The following is a 20814-nucleotide window of genomic DNA, read 5'->3' as shown; positions in this document are numbered from 1 at the left end:
CAAGACTCGGTGCAGTCCCGTACTTCAGTTCAGGAGCAAGCCATGCAGATCTTTTCCCCTCGTGTCCGTCAGGCCATTTCTTTGTGCTTTGCCTTGCTGGGAGCGGCCGGCGCCGGCACGGCCCAGGCGGATTGGCCCGAGCGGCCGGTCAAGCTGATCGTGCCGTATGTGGCGGGATCCGGGCCCGACGTGGTGCTGCGGCCGATAGCCGATGCCCTGGGGCGCGAACTGGGCCAGCCGGTGATCGTCGACAACCGCGGCGGGGCGGGCGGCATCGTCGGCACCCAGGCCCTGGCCGCGGCGGCGCCGGACGGCTACACGATAGGCTTCGGCAATCTGGTGACGCTGGCGATCAACAAGAGCATGTATTCGAAGCTGCCTTATGACCCGCAACGCAGCCTTGCGCCCATCAGCCTTGCCATCAGCAATGCCCTGGTGCTGATCGCCCGCAACGACTTCCCGGCAAGCAATGTGCAGGACCTGATCAGCTATGCCAGGCAACATCCGGGCAAGGTCAGCGTCGGTTCGTTGGGCGTGGGTTCCAGCGCCCACCTGGCCGGAGAAATGCTCAAGAGCGAAACCGGCACGACCATGCTGCACGTCCCTTACAAGAGCGGCCAGCAGGCGGTGGGCGACATCGTGGGCGGCCAGCTCGACGTGATGATCGACAACGTTGCGGGCGTGCTGCCCTTCATCCGCTCCGGCCAAGTCAAGGTGCTGGGCGCGACCAGCCTTGCGCGCGTGCCGGTCCTGCCGGGCGTGCCTACCGTCGACGAATCCGGCTTGAAGGGATTCGAAGTGGTGTCCTGGGGCGGCATCGTCGCACCCGCCGGCACTCCCAAGCCCATCATCGACAAGCTCAACGCCGCCATCGCCAAGGCGCTGCGGGATCCCGCGGTCCTCAAGCTCAATGAAACGCTGTCCGTCGACGCGACGCCTTCCACGCCTGAACAATTCGCCAGCCTCATCGCCACCGAGATTCCGCGCTGGGGCGAAATGGTGAAGCGCTCCGGCGCGTCGGCCGACTGACCGCGTTCACAATCATCCGGAGCCATCATGACGAACGAACTCTGGCGCTGGAGCGCCGTCGACCTGGCCCTTGCCATCCGCAAGCGGGAAGTTTCCAGCCGCGAAGCCGTGCAGAGCTGCCTGCAACGGGCGGAGCAACTCAACCCGGTCTTCAATCCGCTGACCGAGATCTGCGCCGAGCAGGCCCTGAAGGCGGCCGACGCCGCCGACGCCGCGGTGCGCGAGGGGGCGCAGTTAGGCCTCCTGCACGGCGTGCCAGTGACGATCAAGGCCAATGCCGATCTGGCGGGATCGGCCACGACCAATGGCGTCGTCGCGTACCGTGACCTTATTGCCCGCGAGAACAATCCGGCGGTCGACAACTGGCTCAAGGCGGGCGCGGTCGTGATCGGCCGCAGCAACGTCCCGGCATTTTCCTGGCGCTGGTTCTCGGACAACGACCTGCATGGCCGGACCCTCAACCCATTCGATGCCGCGCGCACGCCGGGCGGATCCAGCGGCGGCGCGGCCGTCGCCGCCGCCCTGGGCATGGGCCCGCTGGCGCACGGCAGCGACCAGGGCGGATCGATCCGCTACCCGGCCTATGCCTGCGGCGTGGCGGGGCTGCGGCCATCGCAAGGCCGGGTGCCGGCCTACAACGCCACCCAGAAGTCGGAGCGTCCGGTCGCCTCCCAACTGGCTGCGACCCAGGGGCCATTGGGCCGCAGCATCGCCGACCTGCGGCTGGGCCTGGAAGCCATGTCCGCCGGCGATACCCGCGATCCGTGGTGGGTGCCGGCGCCGCTGGATCTGCGGCGGCCCGGCGATAGCCGGCGGGTGGCGCTATTCTGCGGCACCTCGGCCTTGCAGCCCGATCCCGCCGTAGTGGACGCCTTGCTGCGTGCCGCCAAAAGCCTGGAAGACGCCGGCTACATCGTCGAAACGGCGGCGCCGCCCAGGTTCGAGGAGGCTGCCGAGCTCTGGCGCAATGTGCTGATGAACGAGGCGTCCGGCTCCATGGGCCGCGAAATCGAGCGCGCCGGCGACGCGGCGATCCAGCGCGCGTACCGCAGCATGCTGGCCCACACCTCGTCCCTGGACAAGGACGGCTTGGTGCTGGCGCTGGCCGTGCGCACCACGCTCCTGCGGGAGTGGGGCGCGTTCTTCGACCGCTATCCGGTTCTGCTCATGCCGGTGTCGTTCGAACGCCCGTTCCCGATCGACCAGGACCAGCAAGGCGACGCGGCCATGGGCGACATGCTGCGCGCCCAGAGCCCGCTGGTCTCGACCGCGATACTCGGCTTGCCGGGCTTGTCGGTCCCCGTCGGCCTGGCGGACGGCGTGCCGATGGGCGTCCAGCTGGTGGCGGGGCGTTTCCGGGAAGACCTGTGCCTGGCCGCGGGCGAGGCCATCGAGGCGCGCGCGGGATGGTCCGTGTTGGACCGGTGCCCGGTCTGAGCGGTACGGCACGGGGAAGGGCGCCGCCGGGGCGGATAGCCCTGACCACCGCAGGGGCATGACTATATATCGAATAGTTCCGATATAAGATTCGGTAAATTGCGATATTTGAATATGACTGCCCCCACTCCCAGCCCAGACTCCGCCGCCGCGCTACCTGCCGTCGACGCCGACGCCATCCTCAAGGCGCTGGCCAATCCGGTACGGCGCGACATCCTGACGTGGTTGAAGACGCCGCATGCGTACTTCGAAGAGCGCCCGGGCCATACGCTGGAGCATGGCGTATGCGCGGGCCACATCGATGAACGCTGCGGACTGTCACAGTCCACCGTGTCCTCGCACCTGGCCGTTTTGCAGCGCGCGGGCCTGATATCGGCCACCAAGGTGGGGCAGTGGATCTTCTACCGTCGCAACGAAGCCGTAATCGCCGCGTTCCTGCGGCGCTTGAACCAGGATATGTAGCCCCCGCTACGTCGCCAGCGGCCCCAGAGCAGGGGCCAAGGATTTACGCATGAGCCAACTTTTCGAACCCCTGCGCGCAGGCGATCTGACGCTGCGCAACCGCATCGTCATGGCGCCCATGACGCGCATGCATTCCAGCCCGGGCCGCGTGCCCAATGAGCTGATGGTCGAGTACTACACCCAGCGCGCCGGCGCCGGCATGATCCTGACCGAAGCCACGGCCGTCACGCCGCAAGGCGTGGGCTATGCCGACACGCCTGGCCTGTGGACTCCCGAGCAGGTTCAGGGTTGGCGCAAGGTCACGTCCTCCGTGCACCAGGCCGGCGGCCTGATCGTGGCGCAGCTCTGGCACGTGGGCCGCATTTCCGATCCCATGTTCCTGGACGGCGAACTGCCCGTGGCGCCCAGCGCCATCGCTGCCAAGGGCCACGTCAGCCACGTGCGCCCGCAGCGCGCCTACGTCACGCCGCGCGCGCTGGAAACGGCCGAGATTCCGGGCGTGGTCGAGGCTTACCGCCATGGCGCGAAGATGGCCATGGAGGCCGGTTTCGACGGCGTGGAAGTGCATGCCGCCAACGGCTATCTGCTGGACCAGTTCCTGCAGGACAGCACCAACCACCGCACTGACGCCTATGGCGGCTCGTTGGAAAACCGCGCGCGGCTGCTGCTGGAAGCGGTGGATGCCTGTATATCGGTATGGGGCGCGGGCCGCGTGGGCGTGCATCTGTCGCCGCGCGGGGAAATCCACACCATGGGCGATTCCAACCCCGCCGCCACGTTCGGTTATGTGGCGCGCGAACTGGGCAAGCGCGGCATCGCCTTCCTGTGCGTGCGCGAATACGAAGCCGCCGATAGCCTGGGCCGGATGCTCAAGGCCGAATTCGGCGGGACCTACATCGCCAACGAAGGGTTCGGCCGCGAGTCCGCCGAGGCTGCCATTGCCGCGGGCCGGGCCGATGCCGTGGCCTTCGGCGTGCAGTACATCGCCAACCCGGACCTGGCGCGCCGTTTCGAACTCAAGGCGGCGCTGAACCGGCCCAACCCGGCCACGTTCTATGCGCCGGGCCCGGGCGGCTATACCGACTATCCGGCACTGGCGTAGATGAAAGGCCCAGCCTTCAGAGCGCGGCGCGCATCGGATAGGTGAACAAGCCGAAGTGCGCCGCGTTCAGACCCAGATGCGCCAGCACCGCCGCGGCCAGGCCGCCGTAGCGGTAGGCCAGGCCGTAGGCCGCGCCCGCCAGGCTGGCCAGCAGCATCCACTGCCAACCGCCAGCGTAATGCGCCAGGCCGAACAGCACGGCCGCGATGATCAATGCCGCCCACGGCCCCCAGGCGCGGCCGCTCCACAAGTCCGTCAGCCGCTGCTGCAGGTAGCCGCGGAACAGCGCCTCTTCCGCCAGCGTTACCAGCAGGGCGTTGTTGATCAGCCAGATCCAGCCCGATGGCGGCCATTTGGGCGTCCAGCCCACCACGCCCAGCGCCAGGGCGCAACCCAGGCAGACGGCCACCGCGGCCGCGCAGGCCAGGAACGCCGCCGATAGCGTTGCGCGGAAATCCGTTCCCGCCATCGGCGGCGCCATGGCCAGCACCACCCAGAACGCCACCAGCGGCTTGTCCAGGTTCAGGTACATGCCGAAAGGCACGGCGTCCGGAGTCAGCGGCGCCGGCGCGATGACTAGCGGGTTGTGAAAGCCCGGCAGCAGATGCAGGAACAGCAGCGCCGCCAGCGCAATGAAGAGCGCGTGGCCGGCGGTGCGCGCCGTTGCGTTCGATGCCGGGCGGACCAGCGCCGCGGCCAGGATCAGCAGTGCGGGCCCGGCCAGCGCCACGGGCTCTATCGCGCCCTCGGCCCAGGCCCAGGCGTAGGCGGCGGCCAACGGCGCCAGCGCCCAGCGCCGCGTGGCGGGCGGCCACAGCATGGCCGCAGCAAGAAACAGGGCGGACCAGGGACTAAGCAGGGGCATGGGTGTGGAGGAACCTCGAAAGCGCTGAGTGTAAACGCGGCCCGGCGCGAGGCGCACGGCCTCGACCCTGCGCCTCATCCCCTGACGCCGTGACCCGAACAAAGGTATCCTGGCGCCTGCCGGATACCAGGGAGCCAGACTATGAAAATGATCGCGTGGTTGATGTTGGCGGCGGCGCTGCTGCCTTTCGTATCGGCGATAGTCGCCAAGGCGGGCGGACAGAAGTTCGACAACAATGATCCGCGTGCCTGGCTGGCGCGCCAGGAAGGCTGGCGGGCACGCGCCAACGCGGCGCAGACCAATACCTTCGAATCGCTGCCGTTCTTCTATGCGGCCGTGCTGTTCGCGCTGTATACCCAGGCGCCGCCCGCGCATGTCGCCACCTTGATGGCCTGCTGGCTGGGCGTGCGGTTGGGCTATCTGGCCATGTACCTGGCAGGCTGGGGCGCGCTGCGCTCGCTGGTCTGGACGATCAGCGTGGGCTTCATCATCGCGATCCTGTTCTCCGGCGTCTAAGGGGCAGCAGGCATGCGCAAGCGGCGCGTTGCGGCGCTGGCAGCCATCGCGTTGCTGGGCTTCGTCTATCTCAACAATGCCGACCGGACCGTTCCCGATCCCGGCGCGAGGGCGACGCTGCTGGCGCATCGCGGCATTGCGCAGCGCTACGACACGGCGGGCATGGTGCAGGACACCTGCACCGCCACCCGCATCGTCGCGCCCACGCACGGCTATCTGGAAAACACCATCGCGTCCATGCGCGCCAGCTTCGACGCCGGCGCCGACATCGTGGAGATCGACGTCCATCCCACTACCGACGGCCAATTCGCCGTGTTCCACGACTGGACGGTCGACTGCCGCACCGAGGGCCGCGGCGAGACGCGCGCGCACACGATGGCCGAGCTCAAGGCGCTGGACATCGGCTACGGCTATACCGCCGACGGCGGCAAGACCTTTCCGTTCCGCGGGCGCGGCGTGGGTCTGATGCCCACGCTGTCCGAAGTGCTGGAGGCGTTTCCGCGCCAGCGTTTCCTGATCAACGTCAAGAGCCGCGACCCGGCCGAGGGCGCGGCGCTGGCGGCCGTGCTCAATGGCATGCCATCCGCAAGGCGGGCCGACTTCATGGTGTACGGGGGCGAGGAGCCGGTAGGCCGGCTGCGCCAGCTGGCGCCGGACCTGCGGACGCTGACGCGTTCGGACTTGAAGTCCTGCCTGTTGCGCTACGTGGCCGCAGGCTGGAGCGGCCATGTGCCGCAGGTCTGCCGCGGCATGGTGTTGATGGTGCCGGTGAACGTGGCGCCCTGGCTGTGGGGTTGGCCCGGCCGCTTCCTGGAACGCATGGATGCCGCAGGCAGCAGCGCGTTCCTGATCGGCCCTTACGGCGGCGAGGGGTTTTCCACGGGCATCGACACGCCCGAGGACATCCGCCGCGTGCCGGCGGGTTACGCGGGCGGAATCTGGACCAACGAAATCGAAGCCGTGGCGCGCGCGTTCAAGCGCGTGCCATGACGCCCGCTACTTCCATTCGAACACGGCGCGCGCGGTGCCCGCGTTCTGCACGGACACTTCGCGTTGCTGCGCCTGGCCGTTGTAGGTGGCCGAGATCTTGTAGTTGCCGGCCGGCAGCTTCACCAGCATGTACGGACCTTCGGCGGTAACTTGCAAGACGGACTTGCCATGCGCGTCAGTGATGGTGACGGCGACATTGGCGACGTAGTCTGCCTTGCCGTCGCGTTGCGCGGCGAACGTCAGCGCCAGTGGATAGTCTTTGGCGGCAGCCTTCATGGCTTCGGATTCGTCCAGCCCAATGCCGCCGCTGACGTACTGCACCGAACCTTGCTGCTGTACCGGCGGCAGGCCCGCCTGCGCGGTGGACAGGATGCCGGCAAAGGCCATGCTGCCCAGCGCCATCGCGGCGGCCATGGTGCAGCGTTCTATACGCTTGTTCATGAGACTCTCCTGAATAGGACGATCTGCACGCCTGCCCGGCGCGCATGAACAGTTCGACCCGCATGCCGGCGCGGAGTTCGCTCCCGCGGGCCTCCGATATCAACCGATTGTTTCCGCAGCCTATGCAAGCGTACCGCTAGTCGCGCGCCAGGAAAATGTCAGTCTGCTTTCGCCGCTGACGGTGCCGTCCGGGCCAAAGCGCCTTTCATCCAGCTGTCCGGCGCCATCGTCGCGCAGCGCCAGCACGCTGGAACTGCGGGTGCCATAGTTCGGACTGACGATGAAGGGGCTGCTCAATAGCCTTTCCCGATCCAGCGGCAGGCCGGTGGCAGGCAGCTCGGCGTCTCCGGCTGGCTGGCGGTCAGCCAGCGCGGCCATCAACGCGGGCAGGTCTGGTTGCGGCCCGCTGCGCAGCACGGCTTCGAAAGCCGCCTTGGTGCGCGCCAGCTTGGGCCAGGGCGTGTCCAGCAAATGGTTGGACAAGGCATAGACGCCGGGAGCCAGGCGGCGCGGGCCGCCGTCGCGGTTGCTGAGATACCAGGCTTCATGCACGTCGCCCACGATCAGGTTGAAGCCGTTGTAGGCCTGGCCGGCGGCATGGACCTGCGCCAGGTAGTCGGCCGGGGACGCCGCGCCGCGCAGATAGTCTTCCACCAGCGCGCCGCGCGAAGGTGCGTTCTGGATGAGCTTGCCGGGTTCGCGGAAGTTGGTCACCAGGGCATGGCGGCCGCCGGTCGTGACTCCCATCCAGCTGCCGCCGGCCAGGCCGTCGCGGCCCGCGTAGACCTCGGGCGCGTCCGGCCATTGCGCGGCCGGCAAGGTGGGGCGTTGATGGAACTCGTCGCGGTTGGCGGCGATCAGGACGGGGATGCCCGGCAGGGCATGCAGGGCCAGTACGGCAAGACACATGGTTCAGACCTGGTTGGCGGGTTTGTGGGGAAGGGCTTTGCCTGGCGCGGCGGCGAAATCCGGGCCGGCCAGCGCGGCGCGCAAGGCTTCGATCTGGGCCGCCACGTCGCGCAGCGCGGGCGCGGACGAGGCGATGGCGGCGGACGGCATGGCTACGCCCTGGACGACCGCGGCGCTCATTTGATGCAGGCTCGCGGCCAACTGCGCCAGTTCGGCGGCGCTGGGCGCGGCCTGATCGGCGGGCAGCGACCATGCCGTGTCGGAAATGGCGTTGGCGACCCGTTCCAGCGCCACCTCCACTGGCCACCACGCCAGCGCGCGGCGGCTGACCAGGCGGGGCTCGGACAGCCCGCGCTGCAAGGCGATGCGCAGGTCGGAAAGCCGCGCATAGGCGCTGGCGCGCAGGTCGTGGCGGCCCGTGAGGTCGGCCTGGAACACGGTGTTCAGATAGGCGGCCAGCGTGTCCATGGCGGCGGCGACCGCGTTGTCCAGGTTGCCGCGTTCGATGCGTATCCAGGGCAGGTAGCCCACCAGCAGCACGATGCCCGCGGCCACTGCCACGTCGATCAGGCGTGCCAGCGCGATGGGCCAACTGCCCGGTTGCAGGGCGCCGATCAGCAGCATCAGGATGGGCAGCATGATGGCCGAGAACAAGCCGTAGTTGCGCCGCACCGACCAGGGCAGCAGGGACGCCAGCGCCGCCACCGTGAGCAGGCTGACGATGCCGTTGCGGTCCAGCGCCAGCACGGTCGCGCTGATCGCCACGCCGACCACGCTGCCGGCGCAGCTTTGCAGCGCCCGCGCGAACACCGAGCCGAAGTTGGGCTTGAACACCACCACCACGATCAGCGGCACCCAGTAGGAGCGCGGCAGCGAGGCCGCCATCGCCACCACCTCGGCGGCGATCAGGCACAGGCCCAGCCGAACCAGATAACGCAGCGTGGTGGGCCCCGGCCGGTAGGTGCGCGCCAGCACGCGCCAGGGCGTGCGCGGCCGCGCCGGCGGCAGGCCGGCGAAGGCGTCGGCCTCGGTCAGCGCGGCGCCGTCCAGCAGCGGCTGCACCTGGGCCAGCGCGTCGGCCAATGGATCCATGCCCGCCTGGCGCAAGGTAGCGATGTCGTCGCGCGGGTCCGGCGTCGCGTCGTTTTCCACGCGGTCGGCCAGCCGGTTCATGACACGGGCGCAATCGTGCGGCAGCACCCGCCCGGCGCGGGCCAACGCCAGCGCGGCGTTGGTCAGCGGCGTGCAGGCCTGCAACTGCGCGGCCAGCCGCGCCAGCCGGGGCGAGGGGCCGGCCGCGCCGCGGCGGGCGGCCAGCACGGTGTCGTAGGCGGTGGTCATGGCCGCTTCCATGTCGCGCCGCGCGCTCATGGTGCGCGAGGTGCCGATGGCGGCGAACATGGCCGCCAGCTTGCGGTAGGCCATGGCGACCGCGGCGCGCTCGGGCGCTATCGGGTTGACCACCCAGCCCGTCAGGGTCAGCGCCAGGCCGAACAGGCCGCCGGCGCCCACCAGGACCGAAGGCAGCCAGGGCGGCAGGGTGGAAGTCAGGCTGGCGCCGACGATGACGTAGACGGCGAATTGCAGCGTAGCGACGGCGGCAATGTTGTTGAAGGTGCCGACCAGGCTGGCCGCCAGCACCAGCAGGGTCATGGCGGCGGAGGTCCACAGGCCATGTCCGGCAATCATCGTGCCCAGGAAATACCCCAGCGCGCCGCCGAACACGGTGGCACCGATGGACAGCGCGCGGTTGCGGTAGGGGCCGCCGTTGTCGCCGGTGATGGCGGGCAGCGCGCCCAGCGCGACCAGGGCCGCGGCCGCGCTCTGGTCCAGCGCCAGTCCGACCGCCGACGGCAGGCCGATGGCGAGGGCGGCGCGCAGCGCCACCCAGCGGCTGACGGGCGAAGGCTCCATGTGCGCCAGGCTCATCAGCCAACGCATATTGGAGCCGCTTGCGGCATGTTTCAGCGAGGAGCGGAACATGGCGGCCTCGTGGCGCGGCCTGGGGATCAGGCCTTGATCAGCGGCGCCTCTGCGGGCGCGGCCAGCCGGAAATAGTCTTCCGTGTTCAGGAGGATGGAGGCGTCCAGGCGCCCCGCGTTGAACACGATTTCACCATGGCGCAGGCGCAGGCTGGGATCCACCAGCAGGTGCAGTTCGGGGTTGAAGCTGAAAGGCGGGATAGCGCCGATTTCGCAGCCGGTGAGTTCGCGCGCCAAGTCCTGCGACGCCAGCGAGGCCTTCTTGCCGCCCGCCGCGCGGGCGATGGCGTCCAGGTCGGCCTGCTTGTCGGCAGGGAACACCGCCAGCACGTTCTTGCGTTGATTGGACGATATCTTCACGCGGCACACCAGCGCCTTGGCGCCCTGGCTGACCTCGGTGCCGCGGATCGCCGCGACCTCGACGGAGCGGCCGGCCGCGGGGTGTTCAATCAGGCGGTAGCGGGCCTGGTTCAGGGCAAGCAGGGCTTGCAGGCGTTCGAAGACTTCCATGTCGGGCGCGAAGGAGGGAGCGTGGCGGGCGCAGGCCGGGAATCGGCCTCGTACGCCGCATGATACGCCCGCCGCGGGCCGCGGCGGCGGGCGCGCCCGCGGGGCCGGGCCAGCGGTCTCAGATTTCTCCGGTGAAGGCGTAGCCCCAGCCCCAGACCGTGCGGATCGGCAGTTCCAGGTTCAGGTCTTGCGCCTTGCGCCGCAGGCGGCTGACCAGCACGTCGGTGCGGCGCATCGATTCGTGGCCGCCGTGCGTGTCGGTGCTGGCCGCGTCGGCGCGCGGCAGGCGCTTGTCGGCGGAAGCCGTCAGCTTGAGCAGGAACTCCCGCTCGGCCAGCGTCAATGCCAGCCGCGTGCCTTGCGGACTGACCAGGGTCCAGGCCGCGTCATGGAACTGCCATTTGCCGGCGGCTTCGCTTGGCGCGGCTTGCGCCGGGCGCGGCTCGGCGTCCGCGGCCCGCCTGGCGGCGGGTATCCGACGTACCAGCGCTTGCAGTGCGGCTGCGATTTCCGCGGCGCATACATCGGGCGGCAGGCAGACGTCGGCGCCGCAATGCAGGCCGAGGATGCGGTTTTCAGGGGAATCGAAGGTGGACACGGCGACGATGCCGGCGGTGGTGTCCATGGCGCGCAGGCCGGCCACCGCCATGCAGAGCTCGGAGAGTCCGGCTTCCATCACCAGCAGTGGAGTGCGGTGGGCCTGGAACAGCCGGAACAGGCTGTTGGAGTCTTCGCACGGCCGGGGCGAGAAGCCCATTTCCGCCAGCGCCGCGCTGCGCTGCGCGCGTACTCCGGGGGCGGGAGAGAAGACGATCAGGTCTAGTAGGTCATTCATGAATCGTTGTGTCTGTGCAGCATGAGCGCATGCATGATGCATCGGATACAGCGATTTCCTAAACCTCGCACAACGCCAGTTTCTTACCCGAATTCTCGGACATGGTTACGCATTGCGCATAGACGGCACCGTTATGGTGCGTCGCCGGGCGCTTCGTTCCACCAGCCGCCGCCCAGCGCCTGCAACAGGGCGGCGGTGTCGGCATGGCGCGCCGCGTCCGCGGCGGTGCGCGCGATGCGTGTCTGCAACAGCTGGCGTTGGCTGTCCAGCAGGCTCAGGTGGCTGATGCCGCCGGCCTGGTAGCGGCCTTGCGCGATACGCTCGGCCTGGTCGGCGCGGCGCCACGCCTCGTCGCTGGCCTGGTAGGCATCGCCGTCCGTCTGGACCGCGCGCAAGGCATCGGCCACCTGGCGAAAGCCCTCCAACACTGTTTGCCGGTATCCGGCGGCAGCCGCATCGTAGGCGGCCTCGGCCGAGCGTGTGCGCGCGCGCAGTTCGCCGCCGTGGAACAGCGGCTGGACCAGCCCCAGGCCCAGGCTCCAGACGTTCAGGCCATTGGACAGGTCGCCCACGCGGGTGCGTTGCGAACCGAAGCTGGCGGTCAGGGTGAACTGCGGATACTGGTTGGCGACGGCCACGCCGACGTTGGCCGAGGCCTGGTGCCAGAGCGCTTCGGCGGCAAGGATGTCGGGGCGCTGGCGCGTCAAGGCCGAGGGCACGCCGGTGGGCACGTCGGCAGGCAGCGTCAGGTCCGCGAGCCGCAGCGGCGCCGAGCGCAGATCGGCCGGCGCCAGGCCCAGGTAGGCCGCCAGTTGGTGCGTGGCCTGCGCCAGCTGGTACTCCAGCGGCGGCAGCGTCGCCCGCGTCTGCGCGACCAGCAGCTCCTGGTTGCGGAGGTCGGCCTCGGAAACGCCGCCCGCCTGCTGGCGCTGGCGCATGATGTCCTGCTGCCGCACTTGGGCCGCCAGCAGTTCGCGGGTGTCGGCCAGGCGTTCGTCCAGGTCGGCCTGGCGGATGGCGGCGGTGACCACATTGGCGGCCAGCGACATGCGCGCGGCCTGCAGCTCATGCGCCTGGTAGTCGACCTGCGCGCCCAGCCCTTCCAGCGCGCGGCGGTTGCCGCCGAACACGTCCAGCGTGTAGGACACGTCGATGGACGCGTTGTAGAGCGTGAAAGGCGCGGGCTGCTCGGCCACCGGCACGCCGAAGGCCGACGGATCCACCTTTTGCCGCGTCACCGACAGGTTGCCGTCGACCTGGGGCAGCATGCGGCCGCCGGTTTCCGCGTTCAGGTCCTCACCCGCCTGACGCAAGCGTGCGCGCGCTTGCTCCAGCGTAGGGCTGGCTTGCAGCGCCTGCCTCACCAGTTGGTCCAGCGCCTCGGAACGGAACAGCCGCCACCATTGCGCGGGGATGTCGGCGCCGGCCTGCAGGCGCTGCGCGTCCAAGGACGGGGCGGCCGCGCGTGGCGCGGCGTAGGCGTCGACCTGCGGCGGCGCAGGCCGCTCGAAGTCCGGTCCGACCGCGCAGCCCGCGAGCAGCGCGCACAGGACCGGCGCGGCCAGCCTGTGCGCGGCGGCGGACGGAAGGGGCAGGGGCTTGAGGCGGGACATGGCGGTTCAATCCAGGGTGCGGCGGTAGAACTTCCCGGCGGCGGTCATCACGACCAAGGTAAACAGCAGCAGCGGCCAGATGCTGGGCCACAGGTCCCACCAGCCGTTGCCCTTGAGCAGGATGCCGCGGATCAGCCGGTTGAAATGGGTCAGCGGCAACAGGTTGCCCAGGTATTGCGCCCACAGCGGCATGCCCTGGAACGGGAACATGAAGCCGGACAGCAGCATATTGGGCAGGAAATAAAACATGGTCAGCTGCATGGCCTGCAACTGGTTCTGCGCCAGCGACGACAGCGTGATGCCCACCGTCAGGTTGGCGGCGACGAACACCAGCGCCGACAGGTACACGGCCAGCAGCGACCCCAGGAACGGCACGTGGAACACGAAGTGCGCGGCCAGCAGGATGATGCTGGACTGGATCAGGCCGATCGCGATGTAAGGCACGATCTTGCCCGTCATCACTTCGAGCGGCCGCACCGGCATGGCCAGCAGGTTTTCCATGGTGCCGCGTTCGCGCTCGCGCGTCATGGCCAGGCCGGTCATCATCACCAGCGTCATGGTCAGGATCACGCCCATCAGGCCGGGCACGGTGTTGTACTGCGAGATCTGCTCTTCGTTGTAGAGCTGGTGCACCAATACGTCGAAGGGCGGCTGGCCGCCCGCCAGGCTGGCCAGCGGGCCGGTCAGGTCCTTGGTCGCCACCGCCTGCGACAGCTGCGTGGCCGCGCCCAGAGCCAAGCCGGTCGCCATGGGGTCGGTGGCGTCGGCCTCGATCAGCAGCGCGGGACGCTCGCCGCGCAGCAGCTTGCGGCTGAAGTCCGGCGGGATGGTCAACACGAACAGCACGCGGCCCTGGGCCAGCGCCGTGCGTCCGGCCTCTTCGGTGTCCAGTTCCTCGATGATGTGGAAGTAGTCCGACGATTTCATCGCCGCGACGAAACTGCGCGTGAAGGGGCTGTGGTCGGTGGTGATGACCGCCGTCGGCATCTGCTTGGGATTGGTGTTGATGGCGTAGCCGAACAGCGCCAGTTGCATGATGGGCAGGCCCACTATCATGCCGAAGGTGATGCGGTCGCGGCGCAGCTGCAGGAACTCCTTGAGCACCATGCTCCACCAGCGCGACCAGGAAAAGCCTTGCAGATGGCGCATCATGGCGGGCTCGCGAAATTGTCGGTGGAACGCTTCATCAGGTAGATGAAGACGTCTTCCAGGCTGGTGTCGATGCGTTCCAGGCTCAGGTCCTGGCCGGCGATGGCATCCCGTAGCGTGCGTTCCAGCAGCGCCGCGTCGCGGCCGCTGATGTGCAGGGCGGAGCCGAAGGCCACGGTCTGGTCCACGCCTGGCGCGCCGCGCAGCCGCTGCGCCAGCGGCACCAGGTTGTGGCCGTGGATGGCCCAGGTGGTCAGGCCCTGTTCGGCGATGACGTCCTCGGCCGTGCCTTGCGTCAGCAGCTTGCCGTAGGAGATGTAGGCCAGCTTGTGGCAGCGCTCGGCCTCGTCCATGTAGTGCGTGCTGACCAGCACCGATATGCCGCGCGCCGCCAGCTCATGCAACTGCTCCCAGAAGTCGCGGCGGGCGGTCGGGTCCACGCCGGCGGTGGGTTCGTCCAGCAGCAGCAGTTTCGGCTGATGCAGCAGGCAGGCCGCCAGCGCCAGGCGCTGCTTCCAGCCGCCGGACAAGGATCCGGTCAGCTGTTTGGCGCGGCTTTGCAGGCCCAGGTCTTCCAGCGCGCGGTCCACGGTGGCTTTGCGGTCCGGCATGCCATACATGCGCGCCACGAAATCCAGGTTCTCGCGTATGGTCAGATCGTCCCAATAGGAGAACTTCTGCGTCATGTAGCCGACTTGCCGCTTGATCTGCTCGCTGTCGCGCAGGATGTCGTAGCCCAGGCAAGTGCCGCTGCCTGAGTCCGGCGTCAACAGGCCGCACATCAGGCGGATGCAGGTGGTCTTGCCGCTGCCGTTGGGACCCAGGAAGCCGAAGATCTCGCCCTCGCGCACCTGCAGCGACACGTCGTTGACGACGTGCTTGTCGCCGAAGCGCTTGTTCAGCCCGTGCACGTCGATGACGTATTGCCCGTTGGACGCTTGCGTGGCGGCCGGCGCGTTCATTGCTGCGTCACCTCCACCGGCTGACCTGGGTGCAGCCGCGCGGCGGCCTCGGGCGCGGGCCGGGCCTGCACCATGTACACCAGCTTGCTGCGGCTTTCGCGGCTGTAGATCACGGGCGGCGTGTACTCGGCCTGGGTCGAGATGTAGTCGATGCGCACGGGTATGGGATCGCCGCAGGCGTCGCAGCGCACGGTGGCCTGCTGGCCCATCTTGAGCGCGCCGAGAGCTTCCTCCGGCACGAAGAAGCGCACCTTGATATTGCCCGGCGGCAACAGGCTGACCACCGGACTGCCCGCCGGTACCCATTCGCCCACGCGGTAGAGCGTGTCGAACACCAGTCCCGCGGCCGGCGCGGCCAGGCGCTTCTGCGCCAGCGTCCATTCCGCCTGGGCCAGGGCGGCCTTGGCCGCATCGACCTCGGCGGCCTGGGCGCGGCGCTGTTCGTCGCGGCCGGGCAGGCGGGCCACTTCCAGCTGGGCCTGTAGTTCGCGTACCCGCGCCGCGTCCGACTGCGCCTGCTCGCGGCTGTCGTCCAACTGCGCGCGGGCGATGCCGCCGATGCGGAACTGGTCGGTATCGCGCCGCAGTTGCGCCGCGGAGCGACGGCTGGCGGCCTCGGCCTGCGCCAGCTGGGCGCGGCTGACGTCGACTTCCGCCGGGCGTTTACCGGTGGCGATGTCTTCCTGCTGCGCCACGGCGGCGGCCAATTGCGCGCTGGCCTGGTCGCGCGCCGCGGTTTCGCGCGTGGCTTCCAGCGCGAACAGCGGCGCGTCGGCCGCCACTTGCTGGCCGCGCCGCACCGGCAGCTCGGCCAGCCTGCCGGCCTCGGAGGACGCCACGTAGACGTATTCGCCTTCGGCGTAGCCCTGGAAGAAGGCGTGGTCTTCCTTGCCGCAGCCGCCCAGGGCAAGCAAGACCAGCGCGCTGGCGGGCAGGGGGCGGCGCAAGACGGGAGGGATGCGCATGGTCAGCGTCCTGGAGGAGCGGAAATCGAAACGGACGGCGAGAACAGGCCGCCCGTCAGCATGGCGATTGCGTGCGCCGCGATCGCGCGAGTGTCGATGGATTGCGCCTGGGCGTCGTCCTGCAGCACGCGCCGCCACAGGCTGGAGGTGGCAAGCGGCAGCAAGGTCAGGCCCAGGATGGAAAGAAACACCAGGCGCGGCTCCACACCCGGCGTGATGGCGCCCACGCGTTGGCTTTCGGCGATCAGGCCAATCAGAGTCTGCAGGCGTTCAACAGGCAGATGGCGCAGCACGCGGTCACGCAATTGGCCGCCTTCATTGACGACCTCATGCAGCCACAAGGCGGGCAGCCAGGGCCGTTCGGCGGCGCTTTGCACCAGGCGGCCGACAACCTCGGTGATGAAGGCCCGCACGGCGGCGGGAGGGTCCGCCGCGGGATCCTGCGCCTGCGGCACGGGCGACCAGACAAAACCGATGACCGGCAGGATCCGCTCCTCCACCACCGCGTCTATGAGTTGGTCGCGGCTCTTGAAGTAGTAGTGCACCATCGCCGTGGTGACGCCGGCGCGCTGCGCGATATGCGTAAGCGTGGTGGCCGCGACGCCCTGGGCCGCGAACAGGCCGGTGGCGACGTCCAGCAGATTGGCGCGCGCGGCGGCGTTGTCGGGGCGCGGCGGACGGCCGGGCCGGCGAGGTGGGGTGGAGGAAGTAGAACGCATGCGGCCTATGTTAATTAAATTATTAATTAATTAAAAGAGGAGCAGCGGCCAGGGTTACAGGTCGGCTGCGCGGGCATCGATGGTGTAATGGGCCGGTACCCATCCCGCCACCCGGGCTGTTCCCGCAAGGCCCAGGCGGCTTCCTTGCAGGAGGCTGGACCGTCATGCCGCAATCGTCTTCCATCAACCGTCGCATCGTGCTCGCCGCGCGCCCGCAGGGCGAGCCGGCCGACAGCGATTTCCGCCTGGAAACCGGCGAAGTTCCACAGCCGGGGCCAGGCCAGGTGCTGCTGCGCACCGTGTACCTGTCGCTCGATCCCTATATGCGCGGCCGCATGAGCGACGCGCCGTCCTATGCCGAACCGGTGCAGGTCGGCGCGGTCATGGTCGGCGGCACCGTCACGCGGGTCGAGGCCTCCAACCACCCCGACTACCGCCCGGGCGAGTGGGTGCTGGCGCAATCCGGCTGGCAGGACTACGCCCTGTCCGACGGCGCCGGCCTGCTGCGCCTGCGGCCCGATCCCGAGCACCCGTCCTATTCGCTGGGCGTGCTGGGCATGCCGGGCTTCACCGGCTACATGGGCCTGCTGGACATCGGCCAGCCCAAGGCGGGCGAGACCGTGGTGGTGGCCGCGGCCAGCGGGGCGGTCGGCGCGGTGGTCGGCCAGATCGCCAAGATCCACGGCTGCAAAGTGGTCGGCATCGCCGGCGGCGCGGACAAGTGCCGTTACGCGGTCCAGGAACTGGGCTTTGACGACTGCCTGGACCACAAGGCGCACGATCTGCCGGGCCGCCTGGCGCGCGCCGTGCCGCAGGGCATCGACGTGTATTTCGAAAACGTGGGCGGCGCGGTCTTCGACGCGGTGCTGCCGCTTTTGAATCCGCGCGCGCGGATACCGGTCTGCGGCCTGATCTCGGCCTACAACGCCACCAGCCAGCCGCAGGGGCCGGACCGCCTCGGCCTGCTGATGCGCACCATCCTCACCAAGCGCCTCAAGATGCAGGGCTTCATCATCTTCAACGAGTACGCTCACCGTTACGGCGAATTCCGCGAGGCGATGGAAGGCCTGATCAAGCAAGGCCGCATCAAATACCGCGAGGACGTGGTCGATGGGCTGGAAAACGCGCCGCGCGGCCTGATCGGGCTGCTCAAGGGTGAAAACGCCGGCAAGCGCATCGTGCGCGTCGGCCCGGATGAAAGGAGCGCCACATGAACATCCTGATCGTGCTGACTTCCCACGACACGCTGGGCAACACCGGCCGCAAGACCGGATTCTGGCTGGAGGAATTCGCCGCGCCGTACTACGCGTTCGTCGACGCGGGCGCCAAGGTCACGCTGGCGTCGCCCGCGGGCGGACAACCGCCGCTGGATCCCAAGAGCGACGATCCCGACGCCCAGACCGACGATACGCGGCGCTTTCGCCAGGACCAGGACGCGCAGCGCCAACTGGCCGCCACGCTGCGGCTTGCGCAGGTGCAGGCGGCCGATTACGACGCCGTGTTCTATCCCGGCGGCCACGGCCCCTTATGGGATCTGGCGGAAGATCCGAATTCGGTCGCGCTGATCGAAACCATGCTGGCGGCGGGCAAGCCGGTGGCGGCCGTGTGCCATGCGCCCGGCGTGCTGCGTCACGCCAAGACGGCCGACGCCAAGCCGCTGGTGCAGGGCAGGCAGGTCACCGGTTTCTCCAATGCGGAAGAGGCCGCGGTGCAGTTGACCGACGTGGTGCCGTTCCTGGTGGAGGATGAGCTCAAGCAATTGGGCGGGCTGTACACCAGCGGTCCCGACTGGCAGCCGCATGTGGTCGGCGACGGCCTGCTGGTCACGGGCCAGAATCCGGCGTCGTCCGTGGGCGTGGCGAGCGCGCTGCTGGACAGGTTGAAGGGCTGAGGCCTGGCGCAGCCGGCGCCATCGCGCGGCAAGTCCGCGGACGGCCCGGCTCTGCTTTGGTCTGGGGCGCGGCATCTGATCGGCAAGGATTGCTGCGCAATGTGTCAGAATCGCGACCTTTTGCTACAGCGCAACGCGGCGCGACCCGCTTGCGCGCGATGACCGATGCCCCCAGACGTACCCGAATATCCTGCTGGTTCCTGCGTGGCGGCCTTGTTCGCCGCCATGCGGGCGCGCGACCCGGCCACAGGTCGCCATTCCGAAAGAGTTGTTGCGCTGAGCGTGGCGCTGGCCGGGGCCTGCGGCCTGCCCGAAGCGGAGCAGGAGGCGATCGCGGTTGCCGCCCGCCTGCACGACATCGGCAAGATCGGCACGCCGGACCGCGTGCTGTATTCCCCCAAGCGGCTGGACCCGGACGATTGGGAAATCATGAAGGCGCACGCCGCGGCGGGCGCCGACATCATCATGCACAGCGATATTCCGCAGCGCGAGTTGATCGCGCTGGCGGTGCGCCACCACCACGAGCATTTCGACGGTTCGGGCTATCCGGCCGGCCTGTCCGGCGAGGACATCCCGCTGCATTCGCGCATCATTTCGCTGGCCGATTCCTACGACGCCCTGGGCGACGCGCGGCCCTATCACCCCGCGCGCACGCACGCGGAAATCATGCGCATCCTGAACCAGGAGGCCGGCTCCAAGTGCGACCCGGCGCTGCTGCGCACGTTCGAGGCGATGATCCAGAAGAGCCGGCTAAGAGTCCCGTAGGCGAGGGGTGCGGCGCGTGAGAGCGAGCGCAAGAAAGCCGCTCGCAAGCACGCGCGACCCATTGCCCACCGCGCTACTTGAGACGGTAATTCGCCGCGACCACTTCAAGGTCCTGCAAGGTGCGCTGCTGCCAGGCGGCATCGTGTCCCAGTTCTTCCGCCAGGATGCGCGCCACTTCCGGCGCGGCCAGCATCGCAGCCTCGGCGTCCAGGAACAGGGCGCGGTTGCGGCGCGCCAGCACGTCCTCGGCGCTGCGCGCCAGTTCGTAGCGCGCGGCGAAACGCACGTGCGCTTCCGACAGGCCGCTGCTCTTGACCAGCATGCGCTCGGCGCCAGGCAGCGCCTTCAAGGCCGGCAGGTCGCTGCCGTAGTAGCTGTCCGGCGTACCGGCATGTTCCTGCGAGGGCGCCAGGCCCGCCGCGCCGTGCAGCGGCAGCGATTCCGTGCGGCAGGTAGCCTGCGTCAGCAGCTGGTGCTGGATGGCCGTGTCCACCACGTCCTGCGCCATGCGGCGGTAGGTGGTCCACTTGCCGCCGGTGACGGTCACCAGCCCGGCCTTGGACACCAGGATGGTGTGCTCGCGCGACAGCGACTTGGTGGAGGCTTCGCCGGTGGCCTTGACCAGCGGACGCAGCCCGGCCCAGACGCTGGTGACGTCATCGCGCGTGGGCTTGCGGCTGAGGTAGCGCGCCGCCGTGCTCAGAATGAAATCCACGTCCTGGGCGCCGGCCTGCGGATCCAGCGGCAGGTCGTCGCGCGGCGTATCGGTGGTGCCGACGATGGTGTGGCCGTTCCATGGCACCACGAACAGCACGCGGCCGTCGTCGGTCTTGGGGATCAGGATGGCGCGCTTGCCCGGCAGGAAGTCCTGCGGCAAGGTCAGGTGCACGCCCTGGCTGGGCGCGACCATGGTCTGCGCATTCTTGTCTTCCATGCGGCGCACCGCGTCTACCCACACGCCGGTGGCGTTGACCACGCAGCGCGCGCGCAGCGTGAAGCTGGCGCCGCCGATCGCGTCCTGCACCGTCACGCCGTCGACCTTGCCGCCCGTCATGGTCAGGCCGGTGGCGCGCATGTAGTTCACCGCCGTGCCGCCCAGGTCGAACAGCGTGCGCATCAGGCTCATCGCCAGGCGCGCGTCGTCGAACTGGCCGTCGTAATACAGCACGCCGCCCTTGAGGTTCTTGCCCTGCACGTTCTCGGCCAGGGTCGGCGCGTTGGCCAGCGTGTCGCGGCGCGACAGCCAGCGGCTGGGCGCCAGGTTCAGCTTGCCGGCCAGCATGTCGTACATCTTCAGGCCGACGCCGTAGAAGGGCTGGTCGAACAGGTTGTAGGCCGGCACCACGAAGCCCAGCGGCCACACCAGGTGCGGCGCATTGCGGTTGAGCAGGCCGCGTTCATGCAGCGCTTCGCGCACCAGGCTGACATTGCCCTGCGCCAGATAGCGCACGCCGCCATGCACCAGCTTGGTGGCCTTGCTGGAAGTGCCCTTGGCGAAGTCCGCGCCTTCGATCAGCAGGGTGCGATAGCCGCGCGAAGCGGCGTCGACGGCCGTGCCCAGGCCGGTGGCGCCGCCGCCGATGACAATCACGTCCCAGGAGTGCGTGTTGTCCAGCGTGTTCAGAAGGCGGTTGCGGTCGGGCGGGGCGACGGAGGCTAGCGGTTGGTTCAT

At 69.0% G+C, this 20814-nt stretch carries 21 protein-coding genes; 9 read left to right on the top strand and 12 right to left on the bottom strand.

Translation table 11 applies throughout. The features are described 5' to 3' along the window. Positions 1-42: 42 nt before the first annotated feature. The 4 genes from AC6LKD_RS15420 to AC6LKD_RS15405 all read left to right on the top strand — a co-directional run bounded on the left by AC6LKD_RS15420 (position 43) and on the right by AC6LKD_RS15405 (position 4030). Positions 43-1029, top strand: a complete 987-nt coding sequence (locus AC6LKD_RS15420; protein ID WP_013394141.1) for a Bug family tripartite tricarboxylate transporter substrate binding protein — start codon at positions 43-45, stop codon at positions 1027-1029. A 27-nt stretch (positions 1030-1056) separates the two neighbouring features. Continuing rightward, positions 1057-2466, top strand: coding sequence for an amidase family protein (locus AC6LKD_RS15415; protein ID WP_498116692.1), 1410 nt, complete (start codon positions 1057-1059; stop codon positions 2464-2466). A gap of 114 nt (positions 2467-2580) precedes the next feature. Beyond that, on the top strand, positions 2581-2928 hold the full coding sequence (locus AC6LKD_RS15410; protein WP_013394139.1) for an ArsR/SmtB family transcription factor: 348 nt from the start codon (positions 2581-2583) through the stop codon (positions 2926-2928). Between the two features lie 49 nt (positions 2929-2977). Continuing rightward, the gene (locus AC6LKD_RS15405) at positions 2978-4030 is read left to right on the top strand and encodes an alkene reductase (RefSeq protein ID WP_498116691.1); all 1053 of its coding nucleotides are present in this window, start codon (positions 2978-2980) and stop codon (positions 4028-4030) included. Between the two features lie 16 nt (positions 4031-4046). On the opposite strand, the gene AC6LKD_RS15400 is transcribed toward AC6LKD_RS15405, so the two are convergent. Next, a complete protein-coding gene (locus AC6LKD_RS15400; protein ID WP_498116689.1) occupies positions 4047-4895 on the bottom strand; it encodes a CPBP family intramembrane glutamic endopeptidase in 849 nt (282 codons plus the stop codon). 141 nt (positions 4896-5036) lie between these two features. Between AC6LKD_RS15400 and AC6LKD_RS15395 the strand changes: the two genes are divergently transcribed. Continuing rightward, complete coding sequence (locus tag AC6LKD_RS15395) at positions 5037-5411, top strand: MAPEG family protein (RefSeq protein ID WP_013394136.1); 375 nt, start codon at positions 5037-5039, stop codon at positions 5409-5411. A 12-nt stretch (positions 5412-5423) separates the two neighbouring features. After that, positions 5424-6401: a glycerophosphodiester phosphodiesterase family protein gene (locus AC6LKD_RS15390; RefSeq protein ID WP_498116688.1), complete on the top strand. Its 978-nt coding sequence runs from the start codon at positions 5424-5426 to the stop codon at positions 6399-6401. 6 nt (positions 6402-6407) lie between these two features. Here the strand turns inward: AC6LKD_RS15390 and AC6LKD_RS15385 are convergent, their stop codons facing one another. The 10 genes from AC6LKD_RS15385 to AC6LKD_RS15340 all read right to left on the bottom strand — a co-directional run bounded on the left by AC6LKD_RS15385 (position 6408) and on the right by AC6LKD_RS15340 (position 16486). Beyond that, positions 6408-6842: a carboxypeptidase-like regulatory domain-containing protein gene (locus tag AC6LKD_RS15385; protein WP_013394134.1), complete on the bottom strand. Its 435-nt coding sequence runs from the start codon at positions 6840-6842 to the stop codon at positions 6408-6410. Positions 6843-6962: 120 nt separating this feature from the next. Beyond that, a complete protein-coding gene (locus AC6LKD_RS15380) occupies positions 6963-7751 on the bottom strand; it encodes an NRDE family protein (RefSeq protein WP_498116687.1) in 789 nt (262 codons plus the stop codon). Positions 7752-7754: 3 nt separating this feature from the next. Continuing rightward, complete coding sequence (locus AC6LKD_RS15375) at positions 7755-9734, bottom strand: FUSC family protein (RefSeq protein ID WP_498116686.1); 1980 nt, start codon at positions 9732-9734, stop codon at positions 7755-7757. 26 nt (positions 9735-9760) lie between these two features. Beyond that, a complete protein-coding gene (locus AC6LKD_RS15370; protein WP_013394131.1) occupies positions 9761-10243 on the bottom strand; it encodes a YbaK/prolyl-tRNA synthetase associated domain-containing protein in 483 nt (160 codons plus the stop codon). 118 nt (positions 10244-10361) lie between these two features. Continuing rightward, a complete protein-coding gene (locus tag AC6LKD_RS15365) occupies positions 10362-11078 on the bottom strand; it encodes a transcriptional regulator (protein WP_013394130.1) in 717 nt (238 codons plus the stop codon). Positions 11079-11209: 131 nt separating this feature from the next. Next, positions 11210-12691, bottom strand: coding sequence for an efflux transporter outer membrane subunit (locus AC6LKD_RS15360; protein ID WP_498116685.1), 1482 nt, complete (start codon positions 12689-12691; stop codon positions 11210-11212). Between the two features lie 6 nt (positions 12692-12697). Beyond that, positions 12698-13843, bottom strand: coding sequence for an ABC transporter permease (locus tag AC6LKD_RS15355; RefSeq protein ID WP_498116684.1), 1146 nt, complete (start codon positions 13841-13843; stop codon positions 12698-12700). Beyond that, on the bottom strand, positions 13840-14802 hold the full coding sequence (locus AC6LKD_RS15350) for an ABC transporter ATP-binding protein (protein ID WP_498116683.1): 963 nt from the start codon (positions 14800-14802) through the stop codon (positions 13840-13842). The genes AC6LKD_RS15355 and AC6LKD_RS15350 overlap by 4 nt, the downstream gene beginning before the upstream one ends. Beyond that, positions 14799-15767, bottom strand: a complete 969-nt coding sequence (locus AC6LKD_RS15345; protein WP_498116682.1) for an HlyD family secretion protein — start codon at positions 15765-15767, stop codon at positions 14799-14801. Before AC6LKD_RS15345 ends, AC6LKD_RS15350 begins: the two co-directional genes overlap by 4 nt. Before the next feature lie 2 nt (positions 15768-15769). After that, a complete protein-coding gene (locus tag AC6LKD_RS15340; protein ID WP_207465297.1) occupies positions 15770-16486 on the bottom strand; it encodes a TetR/AcrR family transcriptional regulator in 717 nt (238 codons plus the stop codon). Positions 16487-16650: 164 nt separating this feature from the next. Between AC6LKD_RS15340 and curA the strand changes: the two genes are divergently transcribed. The 3 genes from curA to AC6LKD_RS15325 all read left to right on the top strand — a co-directional run bounded on the left by curA (position 16651) and on the right by AC6LKD_RS15325 (position 19142). Further along, a complete protein-coding gene (gene curA / locus AC6LKD_RS15335) occupies positions 16651-17700 on the top strand; it encodes an NADPH-dependent curcumin/dihydrocurcumin reductase (protein ID WP_498116681.1) in 1050 nt (349 codons plus the stop codon). Next, positions 17697-18377, top strand: coding sequence for a type 1 glutamine amidotransferase domain-containing protein (locus tag AC6LKD_RS15330; RefSeq protein ID WP_498116680.1), 681 nt, complete (start codon positions 17697-17699; stop codon positions 18375-18377). The genes curA and AC6LKD_RS15330 overlap by 4 nt, the downstream gene beginning before the upstream one ends. 165 nt (positions 18378-18542) lie before the next feature. Continuing rightward, positions 18543-19142 carry an HD-GYP domain-containing protein gene (locus AC6LKD_RS15325; protein ID WP_492275297.1) on the top strand — a complete coding sequence of 200 codons (600 nt, stop codon included), beginning with the start codon at positions 18543-18545 and terminating at the stop codon, positions 19140-19142. Positions 19143-19215: 73 nt separating this feature from the next. Here the strand turns inward: AC6LKD_RS15325 and AC6LKD_RS15320 are convergent, their stop codons facing one another. After that, positions 19216-20814 (bottom strand): glycerol-3-phosphate dehydrogenase/oxidase, encoded by a 1599-nt coding sequence (locus AC6LKD_RS15320; protein WP_498116679.1) that lies wholly within the window; start codon positions 20812-20814, stop codon positions 19216-19218.

It is taken from the genome of Achromobacter sp. D7-1 (assembly GCF_059760445.1).
Note: the sequence above shows the minus strand (reverse complement) of the source record. Positions and strands in the feature narration are given on the sequence as shown.